At 37.5% G+C, this 22,736-nt stretch carries 18 protein-coding genes; 2 read left to right on the forward strand and 16 right to left on the reverse strand.

Going from position 1 to position 22,736, the window contains the following annotated elements; all coding sequences use genetic code 11:
- The first annotated feature begins 727 nt into the window (after positions 1-727).
- Complete coding sequence (locus ASG01_RS11115) at positions 728-1,288, forward strand: 2'-5' RNA ligase family protein (protein WP_055863635.1); 561 nt, start codon at positions 728-730, stop codon at positions 1,286-1,288.
- Between the two features lie 164 nt (positions 1,289-1,452).
- On the opposite strand, the gene ASG01_RS11120 is transcribed toward ASG01_RS11115, so the two are convergent.
- The 14 genes from ASG01_RS11120 to ASG01_RS11185 all read right to left on the reverse strand — a co-directional run bounded on the left by ASG01_RS11120 (position 1,453) and on the right by ASG01_RS11185 (position 18,146).
- Positions 1,453-3,939 carry a beta-mannosidase gene (locus tag ASG01_RS11120; RefSeq protein WP_055863637.1) on the reverse strand — a complete coding sequence of 829 codons (2,487 nt, stop codon included), beginning with the start codon at positions 3,937-3,939 and terminating at the stop codon, positions 1,453-1,455.
- Between the two features lie 8 nt (positions 3,940-3,947).
- Positions 3,948-4,610, reverse strand: coding sequence for a copper homeostasis protein CutC (locus tag ASG01_RS11125; protein WP_055863639.1), 663 nt, complete (start codon positions 4,608-4,610; stop codon positions 3,948-3,950).
- Between the two features lie 55 nt (positions 4,611-4,665).
- On the reverse strand, positions 4,666-5,661 hold the full coding sequence (locus tag ASG01_RS11130) for an isoaspartyl peptidase/L-asparaginase family protein (RefSeq protein WP_055863641.1): 996 nt from the start codon (positions 5,659-5,661) through the stop codon (positions 4,666-4,668).
- 59 nt (positions 5,662-5,720) lie between these two features.
- On the reverse strand, positions 5,721-7,964 hold the full coding sequence (locus tag ASG01_RS11135; RefSeq protein WP_055863644.1) for a beta-N-acetylhexosaminidase: 2,244 nt from the start codon (positions 7,962-7,964) through the stop codon (positions 5,721-5,723).
- Positions 7,965-8,179: 215 nt separating this feature from the next.
- Entirely contained in the window at positions 8,180-9,076 is an 897-nt protein-coding gene (locus ASG01_RS11140) for a hypothetical protein (protein WP_055863646.1), read from the reverse strand.
- 3 nt (positions 9,077-9,079) lie between these two features.
- Positions 9,080-9,934 carry a hypothetical protein gene (locus tag ASG01_RS11145; protein ID WP_157844198.1) on the reverse strand — a complete coding sequence of 285 codons (855 nt, stop codon included), beginning with the start codon at positions 9,932-9,934 and terminating at the stop codon, positions 9,080-9,082.
- 45 nt (positions 9,935-9,979) lie between these two features.
- Positions 9,980-10,846, reverse strand: coding sequence for a hypothetical protein (locus ASG01_RS11150; protein WP_055863650.1), 867 nt, complete (start codon positions 10,844-10,846; stop codon positions 9,980-9,982).
- Between the two features lie 38 nt (positions 10,847-10,884).
- Positions 10,885-12,057: a hypothetical protein gene (locus ASG01_RS11155; protein WP_055863651.1), complete on the reverse strand. Its 1,173-nt coding sequence runs from the start codon at positions 12,055-12,057 to the stop codon at positions 10,885-10,887.
- A gap of 2 nt (positions 12,058-12,059) precedes the next feature.
- Complete coding sequence (locus tag ASG01_RS11160) at positions 12,060-13,052, reverse strand: tetratricopeptide repeat protein (protein WP_157844199.1); 993 nt, start codon at positions 13,050-13,052, stop codon at positions 12,060-12,062.
- Between the two features lie 110 nt (positions 13,053-13,162).
- Complete coding sequence (locus ASG01_RS11165) at positions 13,163-13,837, reverse strand: tetratricopeptide repeat protein (RefSeq protein ID WP_055863656.1); 675 nt, start codon at positions 13,835-13,837, stop codon at positions 13,163-13,165.
- Between the two features lie 186 nt (positions 13,838-14,023).
- Complete coding sequence (locus ASG01_RS11170; RefSeq protein WP_055863658.1) at positions 14,024-14,674, reverse strand: response regulator; 651 nt, start codon at positions 14,672-14,674, stop codon at positions 14,024-14,026.
- On the reverse strand, positions 14,671-16,629 hold the full coding sequence (locus ASG01_RS11175; RefSeq protein ID WP_055863660.1) for a sensor histidine kinase: 1,959 nt from the start codon (positions 16,627-16,629) through the stop codon (positions 14,671-14,673). The genes ASG01_RS11170 and ASG01_RS11175 overlap by 4 nt, the downstream gene beginning before the upstream one ends.
- Before the next feature lie 134 nt (positions 16,630-16,763).
- The gene (locus ASG01_RS11180) at positions 16,764-17,417 is read right to left on the reverse strand and encodes a CoA transferase subunit B (RefSeq protein ID WP_055863662.1); all 654 of its coding nucleotides are present in this window, start codon (positions 17,415-17,417) and stop codon (positions 16,764-16,766) included.
- A 27-nt stretch (positions 17,418-17,444) separates the two neighbouring features.
- Entirely contained in the window at positions 17,445-18,146 is a 702-nt protein-coding gene (locus ASG01_RS11185) for a CoA transferase subunit A (RefSeq protein ID WP_055863663.1), read from the reverse strand.
- Between the two features lie 378 nt (positions 18,147-18,524).
- On the opposite strand from ASG01_RS11185, the gene rplS reads away from it, so the two are divergent.
- The gene (gene rplS, locus ASG01_RS11190) at positions 18,525-18,881 is read left to right on the forward strand and encodes a 50S ribosomal protein L19 (protein ID WP_034709455.1); all 357 of its coding nucleotides are present in this window, start codon (positions 18,525-18,527) and stop codon (positions 18,879-18,881) included.
- A 69-nt stretch (positions 18,882-18,950) separates the two neighbouring features.
- Here the strand turns inward: rplS and ASG01_RS11195 are convergent, their stop codons facing one another.
- Complete coding sequence (locus ASG01_RS11195; RefSeq protein WP_055864253.1) at positions 18,951-19,922, reverse strand: EamA family transporter; 972 nt, start codon at positions 19,920-19,922, stop codon at positions 18,951-18,953.
- A 112-nt stretch (positions 19,923-20,034) separates the two neighbouring features.
- Positions 20,035-22,674, reverse strand: coding sequence for a T9SS-dependent M36 family metallopeptidase (locus tag ASG01_RS11200; protein WP_055863664.1), 2,640 nt, complete (start codon positions 22,672-22,674; stop codon positions 20,035-20,037).
- Between the last annotated feature and the right edge of the window lie 62 nt (positions 22,675-22,736).

Genomic DNA, 22,736 nt, shown 5'->3' on the forward strand with positions numbered 1-22,736 from the left:
CCTAAACTACCAAATGTTTTTCTGAAAAAATTTCCCTTCATCAATGAAAGCAAATCCATACCCAAAACATCCAATCCCTAAATAAACTCCTCCTGCGCTTCCCGGTTTTGCCGGACTGCAAAGATAAMAACTTTAACCAACATAATCCAAGAAAAAATATTTTTATTTTTTCTAAAACTACATCCCTAAAATCTCAACCTCAAAAGTGTTTAATTAAGTGCTTTTTCCTAAAATCTAATCAGCTCCCCCTATCGGAAACCGCTCCTGCGCTTTTACCTGATCAACAAACTCTCATCCGTTTTTCAGTGCGGCAAAAGTAAGAATCTTTAAGCTGTAATTCCAACTTATCTACAATGTTTTTTTAATCCCAGACCTAAACACCTGACTTCCCGAAAGAAAAATTTATATAACCGGAGTATTTGATCTCAGGAAAAAGAAACTGATTATCACAGACGGTGAAATTCTGNTCTAATCAGCTCCCCCTATCGGAAACCGCTCCTGCGCTTTTACCTGATCAACAAACTCTCATCCGTTTTTCAGTGCGGCAAAAGTAAGAATCTTTAAGCCCTCAATCCAAACAACAGAAAAGATATTTTCTAAAACCACCCTTAAACTGTTGATTACAAAAGCGAAAATTTTTATCATTGGATAATTACTTATAAATAACGCGGTTTTGATTTCATCAAATCAAAACAATAAATTCCAACTCAACTACGTTTTCTAAATTATGAAAGCACTATATTCAGTCATATTTTATCTAGACAGAAAAACTATACAATTGCTAAATGCGCAGAAAATCAATCTTCGGCAACTAATAGGTTCCTTTGCAAGTTCAAACTCAATAGCACATATTACGATCGCAGAATTTTCGGCAACGCCAGAAGAAATCAATTATTTAATACAGAGATTAAATACTTTTGTAAAAAGCCAAGAAAAATTGAATGCACTTTTTGACAGTTTAAGTTGCTCCAGTTATTCAAAATGTGCAGTCTATTTACCAGCCACAGATGTCGAATCTAAAATTCATGATATCACTAAGGCTGTCAGAAAGCGTATTAAGACAGAGAAAAGTGATATATGCACACCTCATATTTCATTGGGAAGAAAACTTTCTGAACAGCAGCTTAAAAGTGCTGCAGACAATTTTAGCGACGTAACATTCGAATGTGAAATAGGGCAAATCGCACTGCGAAAATATGATCCTTCAATAGGACAATTCACAATTGAAAAACAATTTACTTTCGGCGGAAATCGATCTGGAGGAACGCAACTGTCGTTCTGGTCTTAATTAGACCAACTATAAAAATCGAATTCAAAATCGCGCGAAAGTTGCAGCCCCGATTGTAGCGGCATCCTTTTGGCGAGGCGGCGAAGCGAGGCGGCAAAGCGAAGCGGAGCCGACAAAGCCAAAAGATACAGCGCAAAGCGGGAATTGTCTGCCCGAAAGAAAAATCAATTATTCAACGTATCCCAAAGTGACAGAATTTTGATGTCTGAAACTGGTGCTGATAAACGGATTATGCGCTTAGTATTTGGTAAAAGATCATAAAAATTATCGCTGAAATGCGTCTGTCCCATTAAATAAACGTCTTTCGCCAAAACATCGGTTGAAATTTCGATTTCATTTGGAGAGATTTTCTTTACAGAAATCCGTGGCTTTGTAAGTTTCAGATCTTTTGGTTTTGAGAAAAAGTAAATGTTTTCTGCTATAATCTTGCTGTTCACGTCTTTCAACGATAATTTCAAAAATATTTTATTTTTGTCATAATTGGCGAAGAGTTCGGAAGTTTTCAAACTTTCAAACTTTAAAATATCTTTTAAATCTTTTCCTGCAGGCTGCAATTCTTTTTTTATTAATATTTTTCCCGAAAAATCCATAGTCTGAACTTCCAAAGAGATATTTTCAAATTTTTCTAAAGCGTCATTCACAGCGTAGAAATTGAGCGTTTCACTCTTTTCCTCTGCTAATATCACCTTATTTTCAAAACTTCTCTTCACCTGATAATGCAGCGCCTTCCAGTTTCCCAAATAGTCAATCGACGACCAGGAAATCACCGGCCAGCAATCGTTCAGCTGCCAGTAAAGCGTTCCCATATTGTCAGGTTTTTCCCTGCGGTGTGCTTCGATCGCGATTTTCATTCCGCGCGCCTGAAGAAGTTGTGAAACGTAATTATATTTTACAAAATCCGTCGGAACCACATAATCGCGCTCCATGTATTTTTTTATGATATCAAATCCACGAGCGTTTTTTTCGTGTGCTTTAACCGTGGGATTCTCTAAATTTAAATCCGGATTTGTTGAAAACATCGACTTCACCGCTTCCAGACTTGGCATTCCCTGAAAACCATATTCAGAAGCAAATCGCGGAACTTTTTCGCTGTAAATTTCAAAAGGAAATTCGCCCCACCAAACGCCCCAGTAATGAGAATCGCCTTCGGTTAAACTTTCTTTATGTCCCCAACCTATCGATGGTGACGTCGGCCAATAGATATTTTTTTCTGAGGTTAAATTTTCCTTCAAAGCATTTGGAATAACTTCGTGGAAAACCTTTCTGTAATCTTTCCAGACCTGCAGAGAATCTTCTTTTGAATATTTGAACTGCTTCTGATAACCCCAGTTGACGATAGCTTCATCGATTTCATTATTTCCGCACCATAAAGCAATTGACGGGTGATTTTGAAGTCGGCTAACCTGATCTTTGACTTCTTCTTTCACATTATTCAAGAAATCTTCATCTGACGGATAAAAACTTCCGGCAAACATAAAATCCTGCCAAACCAAAATCCCATTTTCGTCGCAGGCTTTGTAAAATTCGTCGTCCTCGTAAATTCCACCGCCCCAAACACGAATCATATTCATGTTGGCATCTTTGCAGTCTTTGATGAGTTTTTGATATTTTTCTTTTGTAATTCTGGGTGTAAAACTGTCAGACGGAATCCAGTTGGTTCCTTTTGCATACATTGGATTTCCATTGACTTTAAAGTAGAAGGATTTTCCTTTTTTGTCTAAGTCCTGAATTAATTCGATGGTTCTTAATCCAATTGTCTCATCTTTTTTATCAATAATTTGAGCATCTTTTTTCAGAGAAAATTTTAATAGATAAGTCATTGCTTTTCCCCATCCGTTCGGTTGCCAAAGTTTTGGATTTAAGATCTGATAAGGAATTGAGATTTTATTTAAACCTTGCTTTAAAGAAATATTATTTACTTCATTACTGATTAAAAAACTGTATTTCCCATTTTGTTCGGCAAAAATTTCTGCATGAATAATGAGTTCTGCTTTTTGATTTGTTACACTTTTCTGCTCGATTTTTACGTTTTGAAGTTTCGCAAGATTCCAGAAATTGAGTTTTACATCTTTCCATATTCCTGCGGTCACTAATCTTGGTCCCCAATCCCAACCGAACTGGTATTGTGCTTTCCGAACAAAACTTCTCGGAGATTCCGGCATGGTAAACGGAACTTTTTTGGCTAAATCTTTTCCAATATTAACGGAAGATTTAAATTTTATCTGCAATGTATTATTTCCAACTTTCAAATCATTTTTCACCGGTATGTTCCATGTTCTGAACATGTTGTCTGTCTTCTTCAGCAATTTTCCGTTTAAATAAATTTCAGAAAACGTGTCCAATCCGTGAAAAACCAATTCGCAATTTTGATTTTGTAATTCTCTAGCTGAAACTTTAAAAACCGTCTGATAATCCCAGTCTTCACTTTCTACCCACTGCACTTTTTTTTCGTTTTCATCTTTAAAAGGATCCTGAATTACTTTATTTGCCAACAAATCCAGATGCACCATTCCCGGGACTTTAGCTGAAAGCCAGGTGTTTTCTTTGCTGTTTTTAAACTGCCAGTTTTCTTCGGATAAATTTCGTTCGGATGTTTGCGAAAAGCCTTTGGCAAATAAAAGAAGGAAAAAAAGGTATGGGTAATATTTCAAAGCTAAATTCAGTTAATAAGTTTCAGTCTTTTGATTTCTTCTGCGCTTGCGAAACTTTCATAGGGCAAAATAGCTGAAGAATGAAAGTATTTTCCATTCGTCATATTTTTCAACTCCGAAATATTATTAGAACGGACGCCGCCGCCGATGAGAATTTTTATATCATCAGAATAATCAGCAACCATCTTTTTTAAATTTTCCTTGCCTTCCACAGCAGAATTTTTTCCACCGGAAGTCAGGATTTCTTTAAAACCCAACTCGATAATTTTTTCGGTTGCTTCAAAAATATCAGGAGTTCTGTCTATCGCGCGGTGAAAAACACACGGTTTTCCCATCGCCAGCCCAACCAAGATTCTGTTTTTTTCCTCGTCAACTTCCTGTTTTTCATTTAAAATCCCAAAAACAAAACCATCAGCACCCGCATCAGAAAACCGGATAATGTCTTTTTGCATTCTCAAAAATTCAGAATTTGTATAGAGAAAATTACCGCCGACCGGCCGAATCATTACATGAATAGGCTTTTCATATTTTTCTTTCAAATATTGCAGTTCGGTAATGTCTGGAGTGACGCCGCCCGTCGTGACGTCAGCACAAAATTCGAGGCGGTCTGCGATAGAATTTAACGCAATTTCGGCGGAAGTGATATCAAAACTGGCGATTTCTAAGAACATAGTCTGATTTAGATTTGAGATTGGGAGTTTGAATAACGGAGTATAAAAGTTAAATTTATTTTAAAGCAAATTCAGGTTTCTCAAGACGGTTTCCTTTCTGGTCGTAAACTGCAAAATTAAATCCATCCTGAATGCAGTATGAGCCATATTCCCCTTTTTTGTTGATGGCAATGAAGCCCACCTGAATATCTCTTAGATTTTTATTTCTTCGCTTCGTAATGTTTACGATTCTTTCAACCGCTTCTTTACAGGCCTGCTGAGGATTTCTCCCCTGTCGCATCAATTCCACCACAAGATGAGTTCCGACTGTTCTTATAACTTCTTCGCCATGGCCGGTCGCCGTTGCTGCGCCGATCTCGTTATCAACAAATAAGCCAGCTCCGATGATTGGGGAATCACCTACTCTGCCGTGCATTTTGAAAGCCATTCCGCTGGTAGTGCATGCTCCGGAAAGATTTCCCTGAGCATCCAGTGCGATCATTCCAATCGTGTCGTGATTCTCGATGTTGACGATAGGTTCGTATTTGCTGTCTTTCAGCCATTCTTTCCATTCTTTTTCGGATTCTGCGGTGAGAATGTTTTCTTTTTTAAAACCTTGAGAAACGGCAAATTGTAAAGCTCCATCGCCCACCAACATGACGTGAGGCGTCTTTTCCATTACTGCTCTAGCCACAGAAATTGGGTTTTTAATATTTTCAAGACATGCCACCGAACCGATGTTGTAATTTTCATCCATAATACAGGCATCCAGGGTTACTCTTCCGTCTCTGTCGGGGCGGCCACCATAGCCAACGCTTCTTTCGTTGGGGTCATTTTCAACCAGTCGGACTCCTTTTTCTACCGCATCCAAAGCTCTTCCGCCTTTTCCTAAAATTTTCCACGCTTCTTCGTTGGCCTTTAAACCAAAATCCCAGGTTGAAAGAACAATTGGTTTGTTTACCATCGTACTTTCGCTTTCTGGAAATTCTTTTGCAATTAAATCTAAAGGATTCAGCAATAATGCAGATGATAATATTCCAGTAGTTTTTAAAAATTTTCTTCTTGAATTCATATCTTTAGGTTGAGGCTTAGGTTAAGGTTAATTTTGAGTATTAAATTTTAAATCTTGAATCAATTCGCTCCTATTTCGTCGACAAAAAGCCACGCTTTTGAATCTGTGCCAGGATTTCCTGCAGGAATAATTCCTGCATTTTCTATTTTAATTTTAATAAATTTCGCACTCTGGTTTCCAACTCTGATACTGATTCTTCCTTTTGCTGAAAGAATTTCCTCTTTGCTGATTTCTTTAACAGTCTCAAAATTTTTACCGTTATCAGAAACAGAAACTGTCGCTGATTTTGCCAGATGAATCCAGCTTCCTTTATTGTCTAAGGTGTTAAAATAAACTTCTGAAAAACTGATTTTTTCACTTAAATCAATCGTTGCCACAACATCTTTCCCCTGAAAACCAAGCCAAGTTTTTCCCAGTTGTTTAACATTTCCAATAATTCCGTCAACCAGCGTAAAAGCACCACCAAAAGAATAATTTTCGCTCGGCTGATTTTCCAAAGTGATTTTTTTTCCGGTCGTTTTTGAGGTAGAAAAATTCTGAGAAGAAACCGCTGATTTTAATTCATCATTTTCAAAATAAGCAGATTTAATGGTCATCGCTTTTGAAACCGGAATCGGATTTTGGTAGGTTGAAGAATTTGATGTTGGCTCGCTTCCATCTGTCGTAAATTTAATTCCGCTTGGATTTTGTGAAGTTGAAAGTTCATACGAAACACCTTTGCTATCAGGAATTACCTTTCCTGAAATGTTGTAAATACTTTTTGCATAGTTGATGTTCATTTTATCTAAAATTTTAAAATGCTCCACCACCCTGTTTTCAAATTCCTTGTAATTATCCGGTTTTGAAGTTCCCCAACCCACTTCTGAAAGTGCAAATAATCTTGGGAAGATCATGTACTGAACCTGTTTGAAATCCAGAATATATTCCGTCCATAAATTTGCCTGCACTCCCAGAATATATTTCGACTGTTCAGAATTCAACTCCGCAGGAATCGGATTGTATGAATACACTTTTTCCAAAGGTGTAAAACCTCCGAAAGCATTCGGTTCTGTCTGCGGATCGCCCTGATAATGGTCGAAATAACAATATGCTCCCGGAGTCATTACGGCAAAATGATTGGTTTTTGCGGCTTCAATTCCACCTTTAATTCCCGTCCAGCTCATTACTGCGGCATTTGGTGCCAGTCCGCCTTCCAAAATCTCATCCCAGCCGATAATTTTCCTGCCTTTTGAGTTTACGTATTTTTCAATTCTCTGAATGAAATAACTTTGTAAACCGTGTTCGTCTTTCAGATTGTTTTTCTTTATTAAAGCCTGACAGTGGGCACATTCTTTCCATCTTGTTTTCGGACATTCGTCGCCACCAATGTGAATGTACTGCGAGGGGAAAAGCTGAATAACTTCATCCAGAACATTTTCCAAAAAAGTAAACGTTTCGTCTTTCGGGCAAAAAACATCATCAAAAACGCCCCATTTCGTTGCCGCTTCAAAAGGCCCTTTAGTACAGGCCAGTTCAGGATAAGCAGAAAGTGCAGCTAAAGCATGACCAGGCATTTCGATTTCAGGAACGACGGTGATGTGTCTTTCCTGAGCGTATTTTACAACATCTTTAATCTGCTCTTGAGTATAAAAATACGGCCCGTAAGGTTTTCCGTCAAAAGTATTGTCAACGTAAGCTCCAATCATGGATTCTTTTCGTTTTGAACCGATTTGAGTGAGTTTTGGATATTTTTTAATTTCGATTCTCCAACCCTGATCGTCGGTTAAATGCCAATGAAAAGTATTCAATTTATACATTGCCAGATAATCGATGTATTTTTTTACTTCTTCGACAGTGAAGAAATGACGGCAAACGTCTAAATGCATTCCTCGCCATGCAAATTTGGGTTCATCTTCAATTTTCAATGCGGGAATTTTACCCAAATCTTTATATTGTTCGAATAACTGAATTAAAGTTTGAATGGCTAGAAAGTAACCTTGATCTGTATAGGATTTTATGTGAATCTGTTTAGAAGTAATTTCAATTGAATACGCCTCGTTATTGAGTTTTGACTGATCTGATAATTTTGAATACAACAAATGTGCATCCGAATTTTTTGCGTTACTGAATTTTATTTTTAATTTATTTTTTAAATATTCTGTCTCTTTTACAGGAAGATTATTACTTAAATTAAATAATGCCGGAATAACAAATTCTCCTTTTTGAAACTCCACTTTTTGCGGATAAGGAATTAAATGCAGTTTTGTCTGGGCGGAAAAGCACGTTGAAATCAATAAAGAAAAGATCAGAAAAATACGCAGCATCTTGTAGAGTTTAGATTTTAGCGAATATAATTCTTTTCTGAAAAATTCATTCTTTCATTTTACTATTTCAGCTCTAAAAATAAATCATTATGATGCTTTCAAAAACGTTGCAGAAAATAAAGTAGGATCAGAAAATAATTCTGCTGTAAGAAACGACTGAAAATTAAAGAAAAATCTTTTCGATGACAGAATGCGCCTGTTTTACTGAGATACATTTATTCCGCTACTTCCCCAGTGCCTTTGCACCGGCTGCAGACGTCATAAAACGTTCTTCCGGTTGATGTAGTTGTAGTAGGATTAGTCAAATTTATCCTGCCCTGCCCGAATTCACTCACTGTGTAAGTTCCCGCTGTGGTGTAAGAATAGCTGACTTTGCTGCCGGTAATTCCTTTGCCACTGCAAACGGGGCATTTTACACGTTTCACATTTGCAGCTTTTTGCTGAGCTTCCAATTGAGCTTCGACTGCGGGATTGTGAACTTCCGTAATTGCATTATCCTGTATTTTGACTGTCGCGCCTGTGTCGTGATGATTGTACAGACCCGTTTTCGGTGTGCCTTCCTGATTAAAATAGCCCACAAAATCAATCTCTTCGGGATGGTAGGAAAATTTACCTTTATAAATTACGTTTTCTTTAATTTCACCTTCAAAAATATTGCCTCCTGCAAAATAAAATGTTCCGTTGCCGTGCATCATTCCGCCCTGGAAATTGCCAGCATATCGGTTACCGCTTGGGAAAAAAATTTCTCCGCTTCCATTTTTGCAGTCGCCTTTTTTACAGCCTTCCACGGGAACTCCACCCACGTAGTTGGGCACAGCTTTTCTTACCAGATTTCCAAAGCTGTATTCTACATTTTCGGCCTTACCGTTTTTATGGGTCAGTATGCCTTTTCCATGTTCTGAACCATCGGCAAATTCTCCGCTGTATCTGTCGCTACCATAGTCAATTATGCCGTTTCCGTGAGGTTTTCCATTTTTAAAACTTCCTTCATATACCGCATATCCCAAATCAGATTTTCCAATACCGTCTTTGCAGTTTCCACTTAAACATTGTGCGGATAAAAAATGAAATGAAATACACAACGCGAGAAGAAAAAAAACCAAACTTTTCATCACTCAAAAATTTATAACATTATCTGAACAGGTTCCCAAACGCAAATCCCTGGCACTCTCAAGACTGACTTTCATTTTTCTGGCAATATCACTGTATAAATCACTGCATTTTGACCCCTGATTAAAAGAATATCCCACGTAACCGCTGTCTGAGATATATTTTGACTTTAAATTCTGAACAACAGCTTCTTGTGAAATGTTATTCCCAAATTTTACCGGATACGCTTTGTAAGAGGTGACTGATTCTGAAGTTCCGAGCCAAAAAATGACCATACCTTCCGTTTTATTCCAGCGGCTTAGATTGGCATAGGAAAAAGTGACATTCCCATTTTGAGCTTTCGCCAAAGCTTCTGGTGATGGTGGTTTCGTCCCTGCAAGTTTAATACCTGAAAATTTCGCAACATTTACATACACGCTTACGAAAGTTCCTTCATCAGTTTCAGGAATATATTCAGCAGGCATGTGCAAATTTTCTTTTTTGGGAATGTAAACAACACAGTAAAAATTGCCGTCTATTTTCAGATTTCCAACCCAATAACTTTTATAATATGGCATCAGTGCTCTGTTCTGTTCCTGACTGCCTTTTTTCAGACCAGAAGGAACAATATCATTCTTCAATAAATAGATTATTCTATCCAACTGCCCGGGGCTGTACTTTATTTTTTTGAATTCTGGATCTTTAAAATTCCTGTCCTGAGGTTTGACACGGTTTTTATAACCGTCATTGATGTCCCACAATGCAGCCCGCAATTCTACGGGATGATCTCTTCGGTTAGCTGCATCAGGAAGAATAATGTTTGCCTGTCCGAAAATAGTGAGCTGAATCAACAAGAACGGCATTAAGAAATATTTTTTCATCATTTACATTTTTAAATTTCACTTAAAAGCTTAAAAATCAGTCCGTTACTTCTTCTTCTTAGCTATCTCAAAATACAGGGTATTGGCGTTCATATTGCTGATCAGCATCATTGCATCTTCGCCGTCTTTAGTGAACTTCGTAACGTCATTTCCTATTTTGTTTTTATATTCAGACGGCGTATAGCCTTTTGCAGGAAGCTCCTGCAGTACAGGGATTAGATTATTCAGAAAAGTCATCGTCTCGGGGTCAGTCATGTCCATTTCCAAAACATATTCGTAGGCATCAGCAGTTTCGTTGATTTTATTTTTAAAATATCCTAATCCAATCGTTCCGTTGTAGGTCATAAAGCCAGAATCATTTTTTCCGCTGACGGTTCCTTTTAAATTTTTAAAACCGGTAGCTCTCTCATCCAGTAAGCGGTAAAAATCTCTTTTAAAGTCAATTGTTTTTTCGAAGATAACCAATCCGGCGTCTGCCACAGAACCTTCACTTAAACCTACACCTACCGTAGCTTTTGTCACTCCCGATGATGGCTGAAAGTCGTCTGTTTCCAATATGGCATAGTTATCAGACACTTTTCCCTGCGATCCTGCATAAGTACTGCTGCCATCTTTGATAATGAGCATAGCATTCTGACCTTTGCTCTCTTTAGCTTTTACCGCACCCAGCGCAGTGTATGAAAACCCTGTTTTGAAACTGACTTCCACAGCGACCGGTTCGGCTTTGTAGCTTTCATATACCTTCGTCCATCCATCTCCAAGTAAAGCTTTTTCTCTTTCAGAAATGGCAAGTTTTGCATCTGAAGTAATGCTTGCTTTCGATTGTTTTGAAGTTGCTGTACTGGTTTTTTGTGCCCGTGCCAGTGTAAAAGAGCAGGCAATTATTGCTATGGTAAAGAGTTTTTCAATCATGACCGTTTAGTTTTATTTAATTTAAATATTTTCTGATTTTATTTCTTCTTAAAAATATAGAAGTAAGGCGTGTTTTTGGCAGGATAGCTTGCGAGCATCATCACATCTTCACCATTTTTTTTGAATTCTATAACGTCTCCGCCAGCATCATTTTTATAATCTTTACTGGTAAAACCTAGTGCAGGAAGTTCTTTCATCACCAAATCAAGATTGTCTAAAAATCGCAGTGTTTTCGGATTGTCAAAATCTAAAACGATAATATATTCATGATTGGCGCTGGATTCCAGAATTTTGGCTTCCTGATAACCCAATGTATCGTTGCTGTAATAAATCTGCTCATTGTTTTCTGTGATATTGCCTTTCATTCCCCTGTAGTCTTTAAATCCTGCATTCCGTGCTTCAAGAAGATTGTAGAAACTTCTTTTAAAATCAAAAGGCTTTTCAAAAACAAGCAGACAGGCACCGGAAACAGGTTCGCCGGAAGCATCTATAAGGTAAGTTCCCTTTAAAACCGATATATCCTCTTTTAAATTATAAACCCCGAGAGTGGTAAAATTATTTTCGATATTTTTTCTGATGCCACCCAACCGGTTATCACCGTTATAAGCTGCCAACATCGGAAATATCCCCGGTTTGTTGGAAGTCACTGCTCCAATAGCCGTGTAGGAATGACCAGACAAAAATCTAATTTCAGCAGCGCATGCCGCAGTTTGATAGTCTTCATAAATTTTCTTCCAACCCTGTGCGATGAGTAATTTTTCTTCCTGTTCTACGTATGGCGACATTTTAGTTTTATTCTCCGGAGTGAAAACGGGACCGTCTTCAGCGCTCTTTACAAAACTGTAATTCACGTCTGCACAGTTTCCGTTTCGCAGATCTTTCACATCCCGTAAATTCATGTTCAGGGATCTTGCCAGATAGCCGTAAGTCTGGTTGCAATCATAATTTTCAAGAAATTCGTAGGTGATGTATTTTGAAGATTTGTAAGCTTTCTTTTTTAACTCCTGAGCCACCTGAAATTCCTGATAAGAATCGTCAAATTTCACAGTAAATGCCGCATACTCGCTTGCTTTACCACCTGTTCCGTACCACAAAACAAATGTACCTCTTTTGTTTTTCCAACGGTCAAGTGATACACTGGTTTGAATCTGCGGATACGCAAAATTGCTGACCATAACAAGGAAAAAGATAAAAGATTTTTTTTTCATCATTTCTATTTTTTAGAAGCTGCGTCCAGCGCATTGGCTTTGTTCTCATACCATTCTGCTTTTGCAGTATCGTTGCGGCCCCATTTGTAGCCAATCGCCATGTACATGTGTGCAAGAGCATTATTTTCATCCGCGGCAATCGCCTTAGTAGCCGAGGAAATTACAGTTTCATAATCTTTCAAATTCATTGCGATATCTGCTTTGTTGGTAAAATATTCCGGTTTTGAAGGATCTTTTTCGCAGGCGATATTGATGAACGAAAGTGCCTTATTTAAATTGCCAATCTTCATAAACGAAATTGCGGCACTGTTGTAATCATCAGCATACATGTGCGGTTCCGGAACGTCGTAAGCCAACTGATATTGCTCTGAAGCTTCTTTATACATCTGCATTCTCATATAGAAATTTCCGAAATGACACCGCAGAAAACCGGTATCCATATTTTTAACAAGGATGCCTCTGTTGAAAAGGTCTGTCGCTCCATAAACATTATTCAGCTTTGCGTAAGCTGCAAAAGCTTCTTTGTACATCTCTGCCTGTGAAGGATGTTTTTCCACACCTTTCAGAAAAACCGATAATGCAGCATCGTAATCTCCCAAAGCATAATGATAACCGCCGAGTTTAATGTAAAACTGAATAGGTTCAGGATTGATCAGCAAAGCGGCTTTTTGATCTTCAACGGCTTTCTCCACTAAACCTTTTCTGTAAAATGCAATTCCACGAAGTGTTAGAATGTTGCCATCATTCGGTAATAATTTGATAGCTCTGGAAAGTGTTACCAGCGCGCCATTCACATCGTCATCTCCATACATTTGCCAGCCTCCGCGTTCTGCTAAAATATAGCCGTTCTCAGGATATTTTTTTTCAAGAATTGCCAGCAGCCGGTAAGCTTCATTAATGTCGCCGGTTGTATAACTGATTTTCGTAAGTTTAATATAGTCAGAATCTTTTTGTTGAGCCTTAAAAGTTTCAATGCTGAATAATGTAAACGCAGCCAACAAAAAACACTTTGAAACTGATAATCGTTTAGACAGGAAAATTTTGGAAAATATTATTCTGGATGATTTCATGACTGTTAGTTTTTAAAATGAAAAATACTTCTGTTTTGTTATTGAGAAAGTCTGAAAAATGCACCACCTGCTTTTTCATATTCTTCATATTCCGCATGGGCTTTGTCGAAATCTGTTTTGGCCAAATCTTTTAATGGAGAATCTGCAGGCGCATTGTTGATGATGAATAGAAAATCGTTCATGGCATCTACAAACTGTATCTTTCTGGTATGCATTCTTCCGCGGTACAGGTAGGCTTCAAGGTCTTTGGGATTTTGGGAAATCGCCTTGTCCAGATCAGGAATGGCGAGGTCGGCAGAATTCATTTTAGCATGAAGTTTTCCCCGGAACTGTAAGGCCTGATAGAAATCCGGTTTTATTTTGAGTGCAGCATCAAGGTATTGCAAAGCCTGTATGTTCTGTTCCTTAGAGATCAACGATGTGGCAGCGAGAAAACTTGCATCTGGATTCTGTGGATTGATTTTATATGCTTTTTCAGCATCAATCAAAGCTTCATCAATTTTTTTGAGCCTGATCAGAACATTGGCGCGTTGGGTAAGAGCAGCTTCATTTTCTGGGTCGGTATTTATGGCTTTTGTAAGTTCCTGTAAAGCTGGCTGATAATTATTCTGCCTTGCAGCGGCGATGGCTTCAGGAGATAATAACTGCTGACCAGATGCACTAATTACCGTTAAAAAAAAACCTAAAATGAATAATTTAAATTTTGTTCCCATGATCTCTGATTTAAGATTTTGAAACTGGAAATCGGATCAGAATAAATCCTGTTTTCCGGCATCAAAACAATATATTACAAAGATATTTCGAACAGCATTTTTAGACAATGGGCTGTTCAGCCCATTTTATTTCAGAATTAAAAGTGAAGCTGGAAGTATGATTTAACTAAATTATTGGGAAAATTATTAAAATAAATTTCGGTCACGTGCTTTCTGAAGCAATTCGGTACGGTTGTGCGCCTGAAGTTTCTGATAAATGTTTTCAATATGTCTTTTCACGGTAAAAGGCGAGATAAAAAGCTGTCCGGAAATTACTTTATTCGTCAGACCTTTGCTCAGAAGTTCCAGAATTTCACTTTCTCTGGCCGAAAGAAGATTCTCCTCAGACTGGCCGTGAGGTCGCTCCGTATCACTACTTTTTCGAAGCAATTTTAAAGTTTTTACAGCAATTGATGGAGACATTACTGCCCCGCCAGCCATTGTATCAATAATGGTATCGTAAATTTTTTCTGCTTTTGTATCCTTTAAAATATAACTGTCTGCACCTGCCTGAATCGCCCTGAAAATATGATCATCATCGTCATATACTGTAATCATTACAATTTTTATTTCGGGAAATCTTTTTTTAATCTCAAAAGTCGCATCAATTCCGTTCATTTCTGGCATTTCGATATCCATAAAAATAAGATGAGAATTGGGATTTTTTTCGACAGTGCTTATTCCTACTTTTCCGTTTTCTGCAAAAGCTACAATTTCAATTTCTAAAAATTGGGACAACTTTTCTTTTAAAGCTTTTCCTGCCATCCGGTTATCTTCAACAATAATCACTTTAATCATTGCAGCGGTATTTGAAGTTTATAAACAGTTCCTGAACCTACACCGGATTCCAAATGTACTGTCCCGGAAATATCATGAATTCTGGTTTCTATATTTGTAAGTCCAAATGATTTATTTCTTTGAATTTCAGTATCAAATCCAACTCCGTTATCAGAAATATTTATCAGCAAATCACCAGCATTTTGAGTAAAATTAAGTTCTATGAGATTTGCGCCACTGTGTTTTAAAGCATTATTTAAAATTTCCTGCACGACTCTGAAAATCTGCGCTGCCATTTTAGAATCAAGCAAGATATTTTCATTTACATCAAAGTCAATTTTAATCTTTAAGTCTGGTTTTACCTCAGAAATACTGTTGATCAAGTTTAAAATCTTCAGTCGCAAATCTTGAAGAAAAACAGTTTCGCTATGCAAAACCCAAAGGGTATTTTTCAGTTCAAAAATAGATCCGTCAACAAAATCTGACAGAGAATTGATCTTTTCTTTTACTCTAACATCAGTGTTTTCAGCATTTTTCAGACCGTCGAGCGTCGCGCTCATCAGCGTAAGATGCGCTCCCAGACTGTCGTGAAGATCTCTTGAAATTTCAAGCCTTTGCTGCTGCGTTTTCGAAATGCTCTGCTGCTGTAAAAGATCATTTTCAAGAAGAAGCTGTTTCTGCCGAAGCTTTGTTTTCACAGAAAAAATTCTGAAAGCCAGAAGTCCAATAGCTACTAAGCTACTCAAAATAATAAGCGAAAGATTTTTCTGTTTTGAAGCTAGTGTGGCTTTTGAAATATTGAGTTTAGCAAGATTTAAATCTTTTTCTTTCTTTTCAGTTTCATATTTTACATTCAGAAAAGCCACTTTATCCACCATTTCACTATTGAAAATCTTATCCTGAAACTCATTAGCAATCTTATAAAGTTTCAATGCCTTTTGCTGATCGCCTGCCTTCTCGTAGATTTCCGCCAGATTTCTGCTGCTCTCAGAAATCCGCTCGTTAGAATTTATCTTTTTTGAAATGGCATATGCTTTTTCACCAAAAAAAACAGCATTTTGCAGATTTCCCAGTTTGCTGTAGCAGTTTGACAGACTTTCGTAAGTGAAACTCAAACCCAGTTCGTCACCAATTTTTTCCCGAATGATACGGCTCTTTTCATAAAGATCAAACGCCTGTTTATCATTTTTATTTTTACTGTACTCCTCACCGCGATTCATATAGCTGATCGCAAGGCCATAATCATCGCCTGTTTTTACCTGCAAATCGATTGCTTTTTCCTGAAAATAGAGAGTAGAATCATGCTCATTAAGAAAAGAAAATGCGTTTGCGAGATTGTTATATGTGCTGGCAATACCGTTATCATTTTTCTCTTTTTTTCTGAATGCCAACGCTTTTTTTTGCCAGACGAGCGCTTCTTTGTACCTTTTTAAATCCTGCCAAACCAAACCAATATTACTGCTGATATTCCCCTGAATCTTGTTTGAACCTGATTTTTCGGCATATTTTAGTGCAAAAAAAAATATCGAAAGCGCATTTTTATAATTTCCGATTTTCCATTCGAGCAGTCCAATATTGTTAGACACACTTGCGACAGACTTTGCATTGTCTGTGTTTTTTAAAAGCTTTAAAGACTCTGTGTAAAATCGAAGTGCTTTGCTGTAATTGGAATTAATATCTTCTACGACACCAAGAAAATTCAGTGCGTCCGCTTTACCGGGAATATTCTTCGCTCTTTCTGAGATCTGCAGCATTTTTTGCGCATTCTGAGCCAATTTTTTATTATCTAAATCAATGTATTCTCTGCAGATTTTTCTGAGAATATTTATTCTGGCCGTATCAGGAATTTTTTTATCTGAAATTCTTTTTTCAAGCTTCTGTAGCTCAGATAGTTCTTCGCGCACAGTTTCCGGAATCTGTGCAGAAAACAGATTTATCATAAAAATCAGGAAAAATAAAGCGTAAAATTTGGACAATCATTTGGTTTTTAGAACAACTTAAAGATACAAATTCCAACAGTTAAAAATATTTACTGTCGCTTTTTAATTAAAATTTTACACAAAAAAAAGAGGAAATTAATTTCCTCTTTGATATTTTGAATGAATTTAACTTAAAAAGACATCTCAGGAATTTCTCCATCGATAATTAAATTCGCTTCTGTCGATTTTTTAATATGCTCCACAGAAACACCGGGTGCTCTCTCCACAAGTTTGAAACCTGCAGGTGTAACATCTAAAACTGCTAATTCTGTCACCACTTTTTTCACACAGTTGATTCCGGTAAGAGGTAATGTACATTTTTTCAGGATCTTGCTTTCACCAGCTTTATTTACATGCATCATCGCAACGATAATATTCTCTGCTGACGCTACCAAATCCATGGCTCCGCCCATTCCTTTTACCATTTTACCAGGGATTTTCCAGTTGGCAATATCGCCATTTTCTGAAACCTCCATCGCGCCGAGAATTGTTAAATCTACCTTCTGGCTTCTGATCATACCAAAACTGAACGCTGAATCGAAAAATGATCCGCCGTCTAAAATGGTGATGGTTTGTTTTCCCGCATTGATAACATCGGCATCTTCTTCGCCTTCAAAAGGGAAAGGTCCCATTCCCAAAACGCCATTTTCACTCTGAAACTCAACATTCAGATTATCCGGAACGTAATTGGCGACCAACGTAGGAATTCCGATTCCGAGATTTACGTAAAAACCGTCTCTTACTTCTCTGGCAATTCGTTTGGCTATATCTTCTTTACTTAACATTTTTTATATAATTTGATTTAGAGTAACTTACGATTTGGCTCTTACAGTGCGCTGCTCAATTCTTTTTTCAAACTTTTCACCCTGAAAAATTCGCTGCACCATAATTCCCGGGATGTGAATCTGATTTGGGTCTAATTCTCCGGGCGCTACTAACTCTTCTACTTCGGCAATCGTGATTTTTCCTGCTCCGGCCATTGGATGATTAAAATTTCTTGCTGAACCTTTAAAAATTAAATTTCCTGCATGATCGCCTTTCCACGCTTTTACGATTGAATAATCTGCTTCAAAAGCATGTTCCAAAATATGTGGCTTACCGTTGAATTCTTTCATCTCTTTTCCTTCAGCGACCTCAGTTCCAAAACCTGCCGGCGTGTAAAAAGCTGGAATCCCTGCCTGTGCAGCGCGGCATTTTTCGGCGAGAGTGCCTTGCGGCGTCAGTTCGACATCGAGTTCACCGGACAGCATCTGTCTTTCGAATTCTGCGTTTTCACCCACATAAGAGGAAATCATTTTCTTGATCTGCTTTTTCTGTAAGAGCAATCCCAAACCAAAATCGTCTACTCCTGCGTTGTTTGAAATGCAGGTAAGATCTTTTACATCTCTTTCTACCAATGCGTTGATGATATTTTCGGGGATGCCGCACAAACCAAATCCGCCCAGCATAAGGGTCATTCCGTTGGAAATTCCTTCTATGGCTTCCTCAGCATTTTTTACTCTCTTATCGATCATTTTTTTGTGAAATTTAAGTTTTTGAAATTACAATTTTTTTGTGAATTGAACGGATTTTTCGGTGGGTTTTGCGTGAGGGATGGAAGCGGCATCCTTTTTCTGTTTTTTGTGAGCGGCGGCTTTGCCGCCGCTCACAAAAAACAGAAAAAGATACAGCGGACAGCCCGACCCAAATGAGGAAATGGAGCGCGAGCGAAGCGAGCGCGTAATGACCGAATGAGGGACACGTCTTGATGATTAAAATTTTTTATTTACTTAGATAATAGTTAGTCAACTTATTGTATAACAGAAAAATTTATTTTATTTTTGCAACCTGTTATTCAACCTCTGACGAAGTCCGTGTAAGTTGCTTAGCCTGAACATTTTATTTTATAAAAAATGGATTTATTAAAGTACGTACAAGACAAGTACATTACAAAAAAAGAATTCCCTGAATTCAAAGCTGGTGATACAATTACTGTGTATTACGAGATTAAGGAAGGTCAAAAGACTAGAACTCAGTTCTTTAAGGGAACTGTAATTCAGTTGAGAGGAACCGGTTCTACTAAAACTTTCACGATCAGAAAAATGTCTGGTGATGTAGGTGTAGAAAGAGTTTTCCCGATTAACATGCCTGCTCTTCAAAAAATTGAGGTTGACAGACGAGGTAGAGTTAGAAGATCTAGAATCTATTACTTCAGAGATCTTAGAGGTAAGAAAGCGCGAATTAAGGACGCTGCTTACAAGAAAAAGTAACTCGAAAGACAACATAAAAAAAGACTGCTCAATTTGGGCAGTCTTTTTTATTTGAAAACTTTTAAAGATTTAAGCTAAAACTTCGGTCTTTTTCCCAGGTAAATTCATCAAAACGATTGCGGAGAGAATCAGTACAATCCCTATCCACTGGCTCAAAATTACCTGTTCGTGTAATAAAACAAATGCCATCGTGACTGAAACCGGTAATTCAAGCGATGAAACAATACTTCCTACTCCTAAACCTGTATTTGGAAAACCGAGATTAAAGAAAATAGGTGGAATGATCGTTCCGAATAAAGCGAGTATAAGTCCATACTTCCAAAATATGGAAATGTTGAACGGTCGGATGTGTTCTGTATTTGATGTGAAATTTAAATATAAATCTTTTAAGGCTGGAGAATGCAACGGTCCGATCTGAGCAAAAATCAGAAACAGCATAATGATTATAAATCCGCCTGAAAGCATGATGATGCTTTTTCTGAGAACAGGAAGATTTGTGGCAATAGTATTTGACGTAAACATGGTCGCTGTGAATGATGCGGCGGCAAGAAGTCCCCAAAACAGTCCGTGCCAATCGAGCTGGATATCTGTCTTGATTAAATTGGTCGCAAGTACTGTTCCTATTAGAACAATGACAGTGGCAATTATCTTTTTAAGTTCCGGAATTTTTCTTTTAATAATACTTTCTAAAACTACACTAAACCAAACCGACTGCATAAGAAGCACGATAGCGATGGAAACATTGATGTACTGAACTGCGATATAGTAAAATAAACTTGTGCAGCCAAGTGACGTTCCCGCTAAAAGCAGCATTCTGAATTCGCGGTTTGTAGGTGACACCAATTTCTTTTTTGAAGTAATTGTCTGAATAAAATTTAAAATAAGTAATCCAGTGATTCCAATAATAAACTGCGCAGAAGTGACTTCGGACGTTGTAAACCCATCTTTGTAAGCTAACTTAACAAAGGTTGCGAGCATTCCGTAAATGCTTGCTCCTAAACCTACAAATAAAATTCCTTTTAAAATATTTTTCTTCTGCATAACCATTTTTCAGCCGCCAAAGATACGTCTTTTCGTTTAAAGAAATTTAGACCATTTTTACGCAGAAAAAAATCCGCCTATGTGGCGGATTTTATATTTAAGATGATGAAGATTATTTAGAAACAATCACCTTCGTTGTTGACTCAATTCCTAATCCTTTCACTTTTACCAAATAAGTACCGTTTACAAGATTGCTCGTAGAGATCGCTTTCTTAGCATCCGGTGAAATTTTAGCTTCCGTTGACACCAATTTTCCGCTCATGTCATAAATTTCCACATTCACCTTACCCATTGTATTGCTAGGTAAATTGATGAAGAATTCATTTTTCGCTGGATTTGGATAGATTGAGATTGCATTTTTAACTGAATTCACTTCGCTTGTTGACAATAGACAATCCGCTGGTACGCTCATACTTTGCACCTGATCATTTATATCTAATTTGCTGCCGGCAGATGCTCCGACACCTAAACCTCTTCTAGCAAAAGTTCTCCAGATCATACAACGATCTGCACCATTTGTCGTGTTCAATTCCGCAGCAAGTATAGCATCTCTTCCTTCGACAAAAGTAGGACTACAAGGCTGTAATTTTAATGCGTTTGTTACCAATTGCAGAACTCTAGCACTTCCACTTGTAGTGCTCGAAGTTACATCAGACGCGTAACCATATTTGTTTGCATATTCCCAATGCAAATCCCAAAGCATGGTTGCCCAAACAAAACCTATTGAATGCACATCTGGTACAAATACTAAATTTTCGTTTTGATATTCCATACCATTAGTATCATCGTAAACATAATCATTAACATCAAAACTAGTTGAGTATTTTGCTGGACGTATTCCGTTACCAGTAATACTTTGACCAGAAGCATAGGTTGCCATTCCTCTTGGAACTGTTGCAGTGGCATTAGGACTGTTTGTGAGCATCAAAGCAAAGAAATCAGACCAACCTTCACCCATTTGTTCTTTGCTGTTACCAGACTGAAGGCAAGAGAAACCATTTCCTGTAAGTCTATTTGAAATACCATGACCATACTCGTGGACAACTATTCCATTATCAAAACTCCCATCAGGAGTTATTGCAACTGAAGGATCATTTTTCAAAGTTACATTTACCACAGTATTTGCCGCTAACTGATTTTTTATATACTCACCTTCCGCATTGCTAATTAAGACTGAAGAAATTGTGATTGTAGCATCAGTACCGCTCATATTACCAAGTGATGTGCTTGTCGGTGCATTATAAATAATTGCAGCAGTCGCTCCAGCATTTTGGACATTCTTCACTTTTGTAACAAAATCACAACTTCCTCTTTCAACTAAACCTATTTTTCCTGTTAATGATGCTGCTGGCAGAGCAGTACAACCATCCAATACAGATGACAATTGAACATTACCAGTAACTCCTGTTGCATTGAGAGCAGTACCAAATTGAGCTATGCCTGCTCCAGGCTGACGGCTGACAGCAACAGTAGGGGCATTGTAATAAAAGATTCGGTTAATTGTAGACCATAGATACATTTGCATTTTTGGTTTAGATCCGTCCGATGGTGTCGAAAAGTTGGCATTATTAAGGTTTGGATTTGCCAAGAGATAACCATCCTGCGCCTCAGCATTTACAGAATCACCATTACCAATCGGCGAAAAAGAAAAATTACTCTCCTGGAAATTTCTTGCCGATTCTATAAAACCAAATTTATAAAATATATCATGAATTTTATTATTAAGATAAAAGAGGTTTGTTATAGAAGCGTTTCTGTTATTTACCGGAGTGCCATAAAGGCTGTAAGAAAAATCAAAATTTCTACTAGCTCCGCCTTCTGCAACTGCGGTTACAGAGTTAGTTCCATTTGGATCCGCATACGCATACACGTTGTTACCTCTTGTATATGTATAAGATGAAGTACCGTCAAAATGCCATCCTTCTGGTGATGATGCTAAAATCCATGGGTTCGAAACTACTGAGCGTGAACCAAATGTTGGTGCTTCGATAGGCAATGCAAATACATTGTAAGACGCGTTTGCGGGAACTAAAAGAGAAAATTTCGCATTCTCAGATTTATTTTCCGGGAAAAAAACTTTTGCTGCAGATTCTGCAATTGGAGTAGCAGAAATTCCTGAATGGTCATGAGAATAGGCATCATGATAGAAATTACAAGAGAGGTTTAAATCATTTCTGGCAATGATGGCGCCATTTTGCGCATCAACCAAAACTTCCCAGTAACTTGCCGATTTTGGCTCCGGGAAAGAAAACTGATATGCAAGTTTTAACTCATTATTATGAGGAACATATACAAGTCTCTGTTTTGCAAACTTGTTATCGTCGCGGTCTTTTTCGTCAAAGTTTAAAATAGAAAAAGATTTTACCAGATCATTTTGAAGATCAGCAGCAATTTTATCCAATGCCTGATTCTTGGTGATTGCAGGAACTGCGGACGAAGCAGAACTGTAATCCTTTACGAAAGTATCGTTGTAATACGCTACTTTCCCATTTTTTACCAACACAGAACCAACTGCATTTCTGATTGGTAAACCATTATAAGTTTGCTGTGTTTTTACGATATCACCATTCATTGTCTGCGAAGCATCGGTGCCGTCGATTATAAAATTCATCAGATCAGACTTCTTATAATCCCGGATCTGATTGACAGTTATATAATCTTTAATTAATCGTTGATTTTCTTGAGAAAATACCTTTGTAGTTGGAAATATTGCAAAGACTGCAAATAATAATGGTAAAGTTATCTTTTTCATTTCTTTTCTTAATGCGCCAAATGTACAATTTATTTCCAATCAATTAATGCTAAGTTTAAAAA

Source organism: Chryseobacterium sp. Leaf180, from assembly GCF_001424585.1.
Classification (GTDB): domain Bacteria; phylum Bacteroidota; class Bacteroidia; order Flavobacteriales; family Weeksellaceae; genus Chryseobacterium.

What these genes read in the sequence shown, in the direction of transcription:
- ASG01_RS11115 (WP_055863635.1), top strand. Translation starts at nt 728, where the DNA reads ATGAAAGCACTATATTCAGTCATATTTTATCTAGACAGAAAAACTATA.
- ASG01_RS11125 (WP_055863639.1), bottom strand. Translation starts at nt 4,610, where the DNA reads ATGTTCTTAGAAATCGCCAGTTTTGATATCACTTCCGCCGAAATTGCG.
- ASG01_RS11130 (WP_055863641.1), bottom strand. Translation starts at nt 5,661, where the DNA reads ATGAATTCAAGAAGAAAATTTTTAAAAACTACTGGAATATTATCATCT.
- ASG01_RS11135 (WP_055863644.1), bottom strand. Translation starts at nt 7,964, where the DNA reads ATGCTGCGTATTTTTCTGATCTTTTCTTTATTGATTTCAACGTGCTTT.
- ASG01_RS11140 (WP_055863646.1), bottom strand. Translation starts at nt 9,076, where the DNA reads ATGAAAAGTTTGGTTTTTTTTCTTCTCGCGTTGTGTATTTCATTTCAT.
- ASG01_RS11145 (WP_157844198.1), bottom strand. Translation starts at nt 9,934, where the DNA reads ATGAAAAAATATTTCTTAATGCCGTTCTTGTTGATTCAGCTCACTATT.
- ASG01_RS11150 (WP_055863650.1), bottom strand. Translation starts at nt 10,846, where the DNA reads ATGATTGAAAAACTCTTTACCATAGCAATAATTGCCTGCTCTTTTACA.
- ASG01_RS11155 (WP_055863651.1), bottom strand. Translation starts at nt 12,057, where the DNA reads ATGATGAAAAAAAAATCTTTTATCTTTTTCCTTGTTATGGTCAGCAAT.
- ASG01_RS11165 (WP_055863656.1), bottom strand. Translation starts at nt 13,837, where the DNA reads ATGGGAACAAAATTTAAATTATTCATTTTAGGTTTTTTTTTAACGGTA.
- ASG01_RS11170 (WP_055863658.1), bottom strand. Translation starts at nt 14,674, where the DNA reads ATGATTAAAGTGATTATTGTTGAAGATAACCGGATGGCAGGAAAAGCT.
- ASG01_RS11180 (WP_055863662.1), bottom strand. Translation starts at nt 17,417, where the DNA reads ATGTTAAGTAAAGAAGATATAGCCAAACGAATTGCCAGAGAAGTAAGA.
- ASG01_RS11185 (WP_055863663.1), bottom strand. Translation starts at nt 18,146, where the DNA reads ATGATCGATAAGAGAGTAAAAAATGCTGAGGAAGCCATAGAAGGAATT.
- rplS (WP_034709455.1), top strand. Translation starts at nt 18,525, where the DNA reads ATGGATTTATTAAAGTACGTACAAGACAAGTACATTACAAAAAAAGAA.
- ASG01_RS11195 (WP_055864253.1), bottom strand. Translation starts at nt 19,922, where the DNA reads ATGCAGAAGAAAAATATTTTAAAAGGAATTTTATTTGTAGGTTTAGGA.
- ASG01_RS11200 (WP_055863664.1), bottom strand. Translation starts at nt 22,674, where the DNA reads ATGAAAAAGATAACTTTACCATTATTATTTGCAGTCTTTGCAATATTT.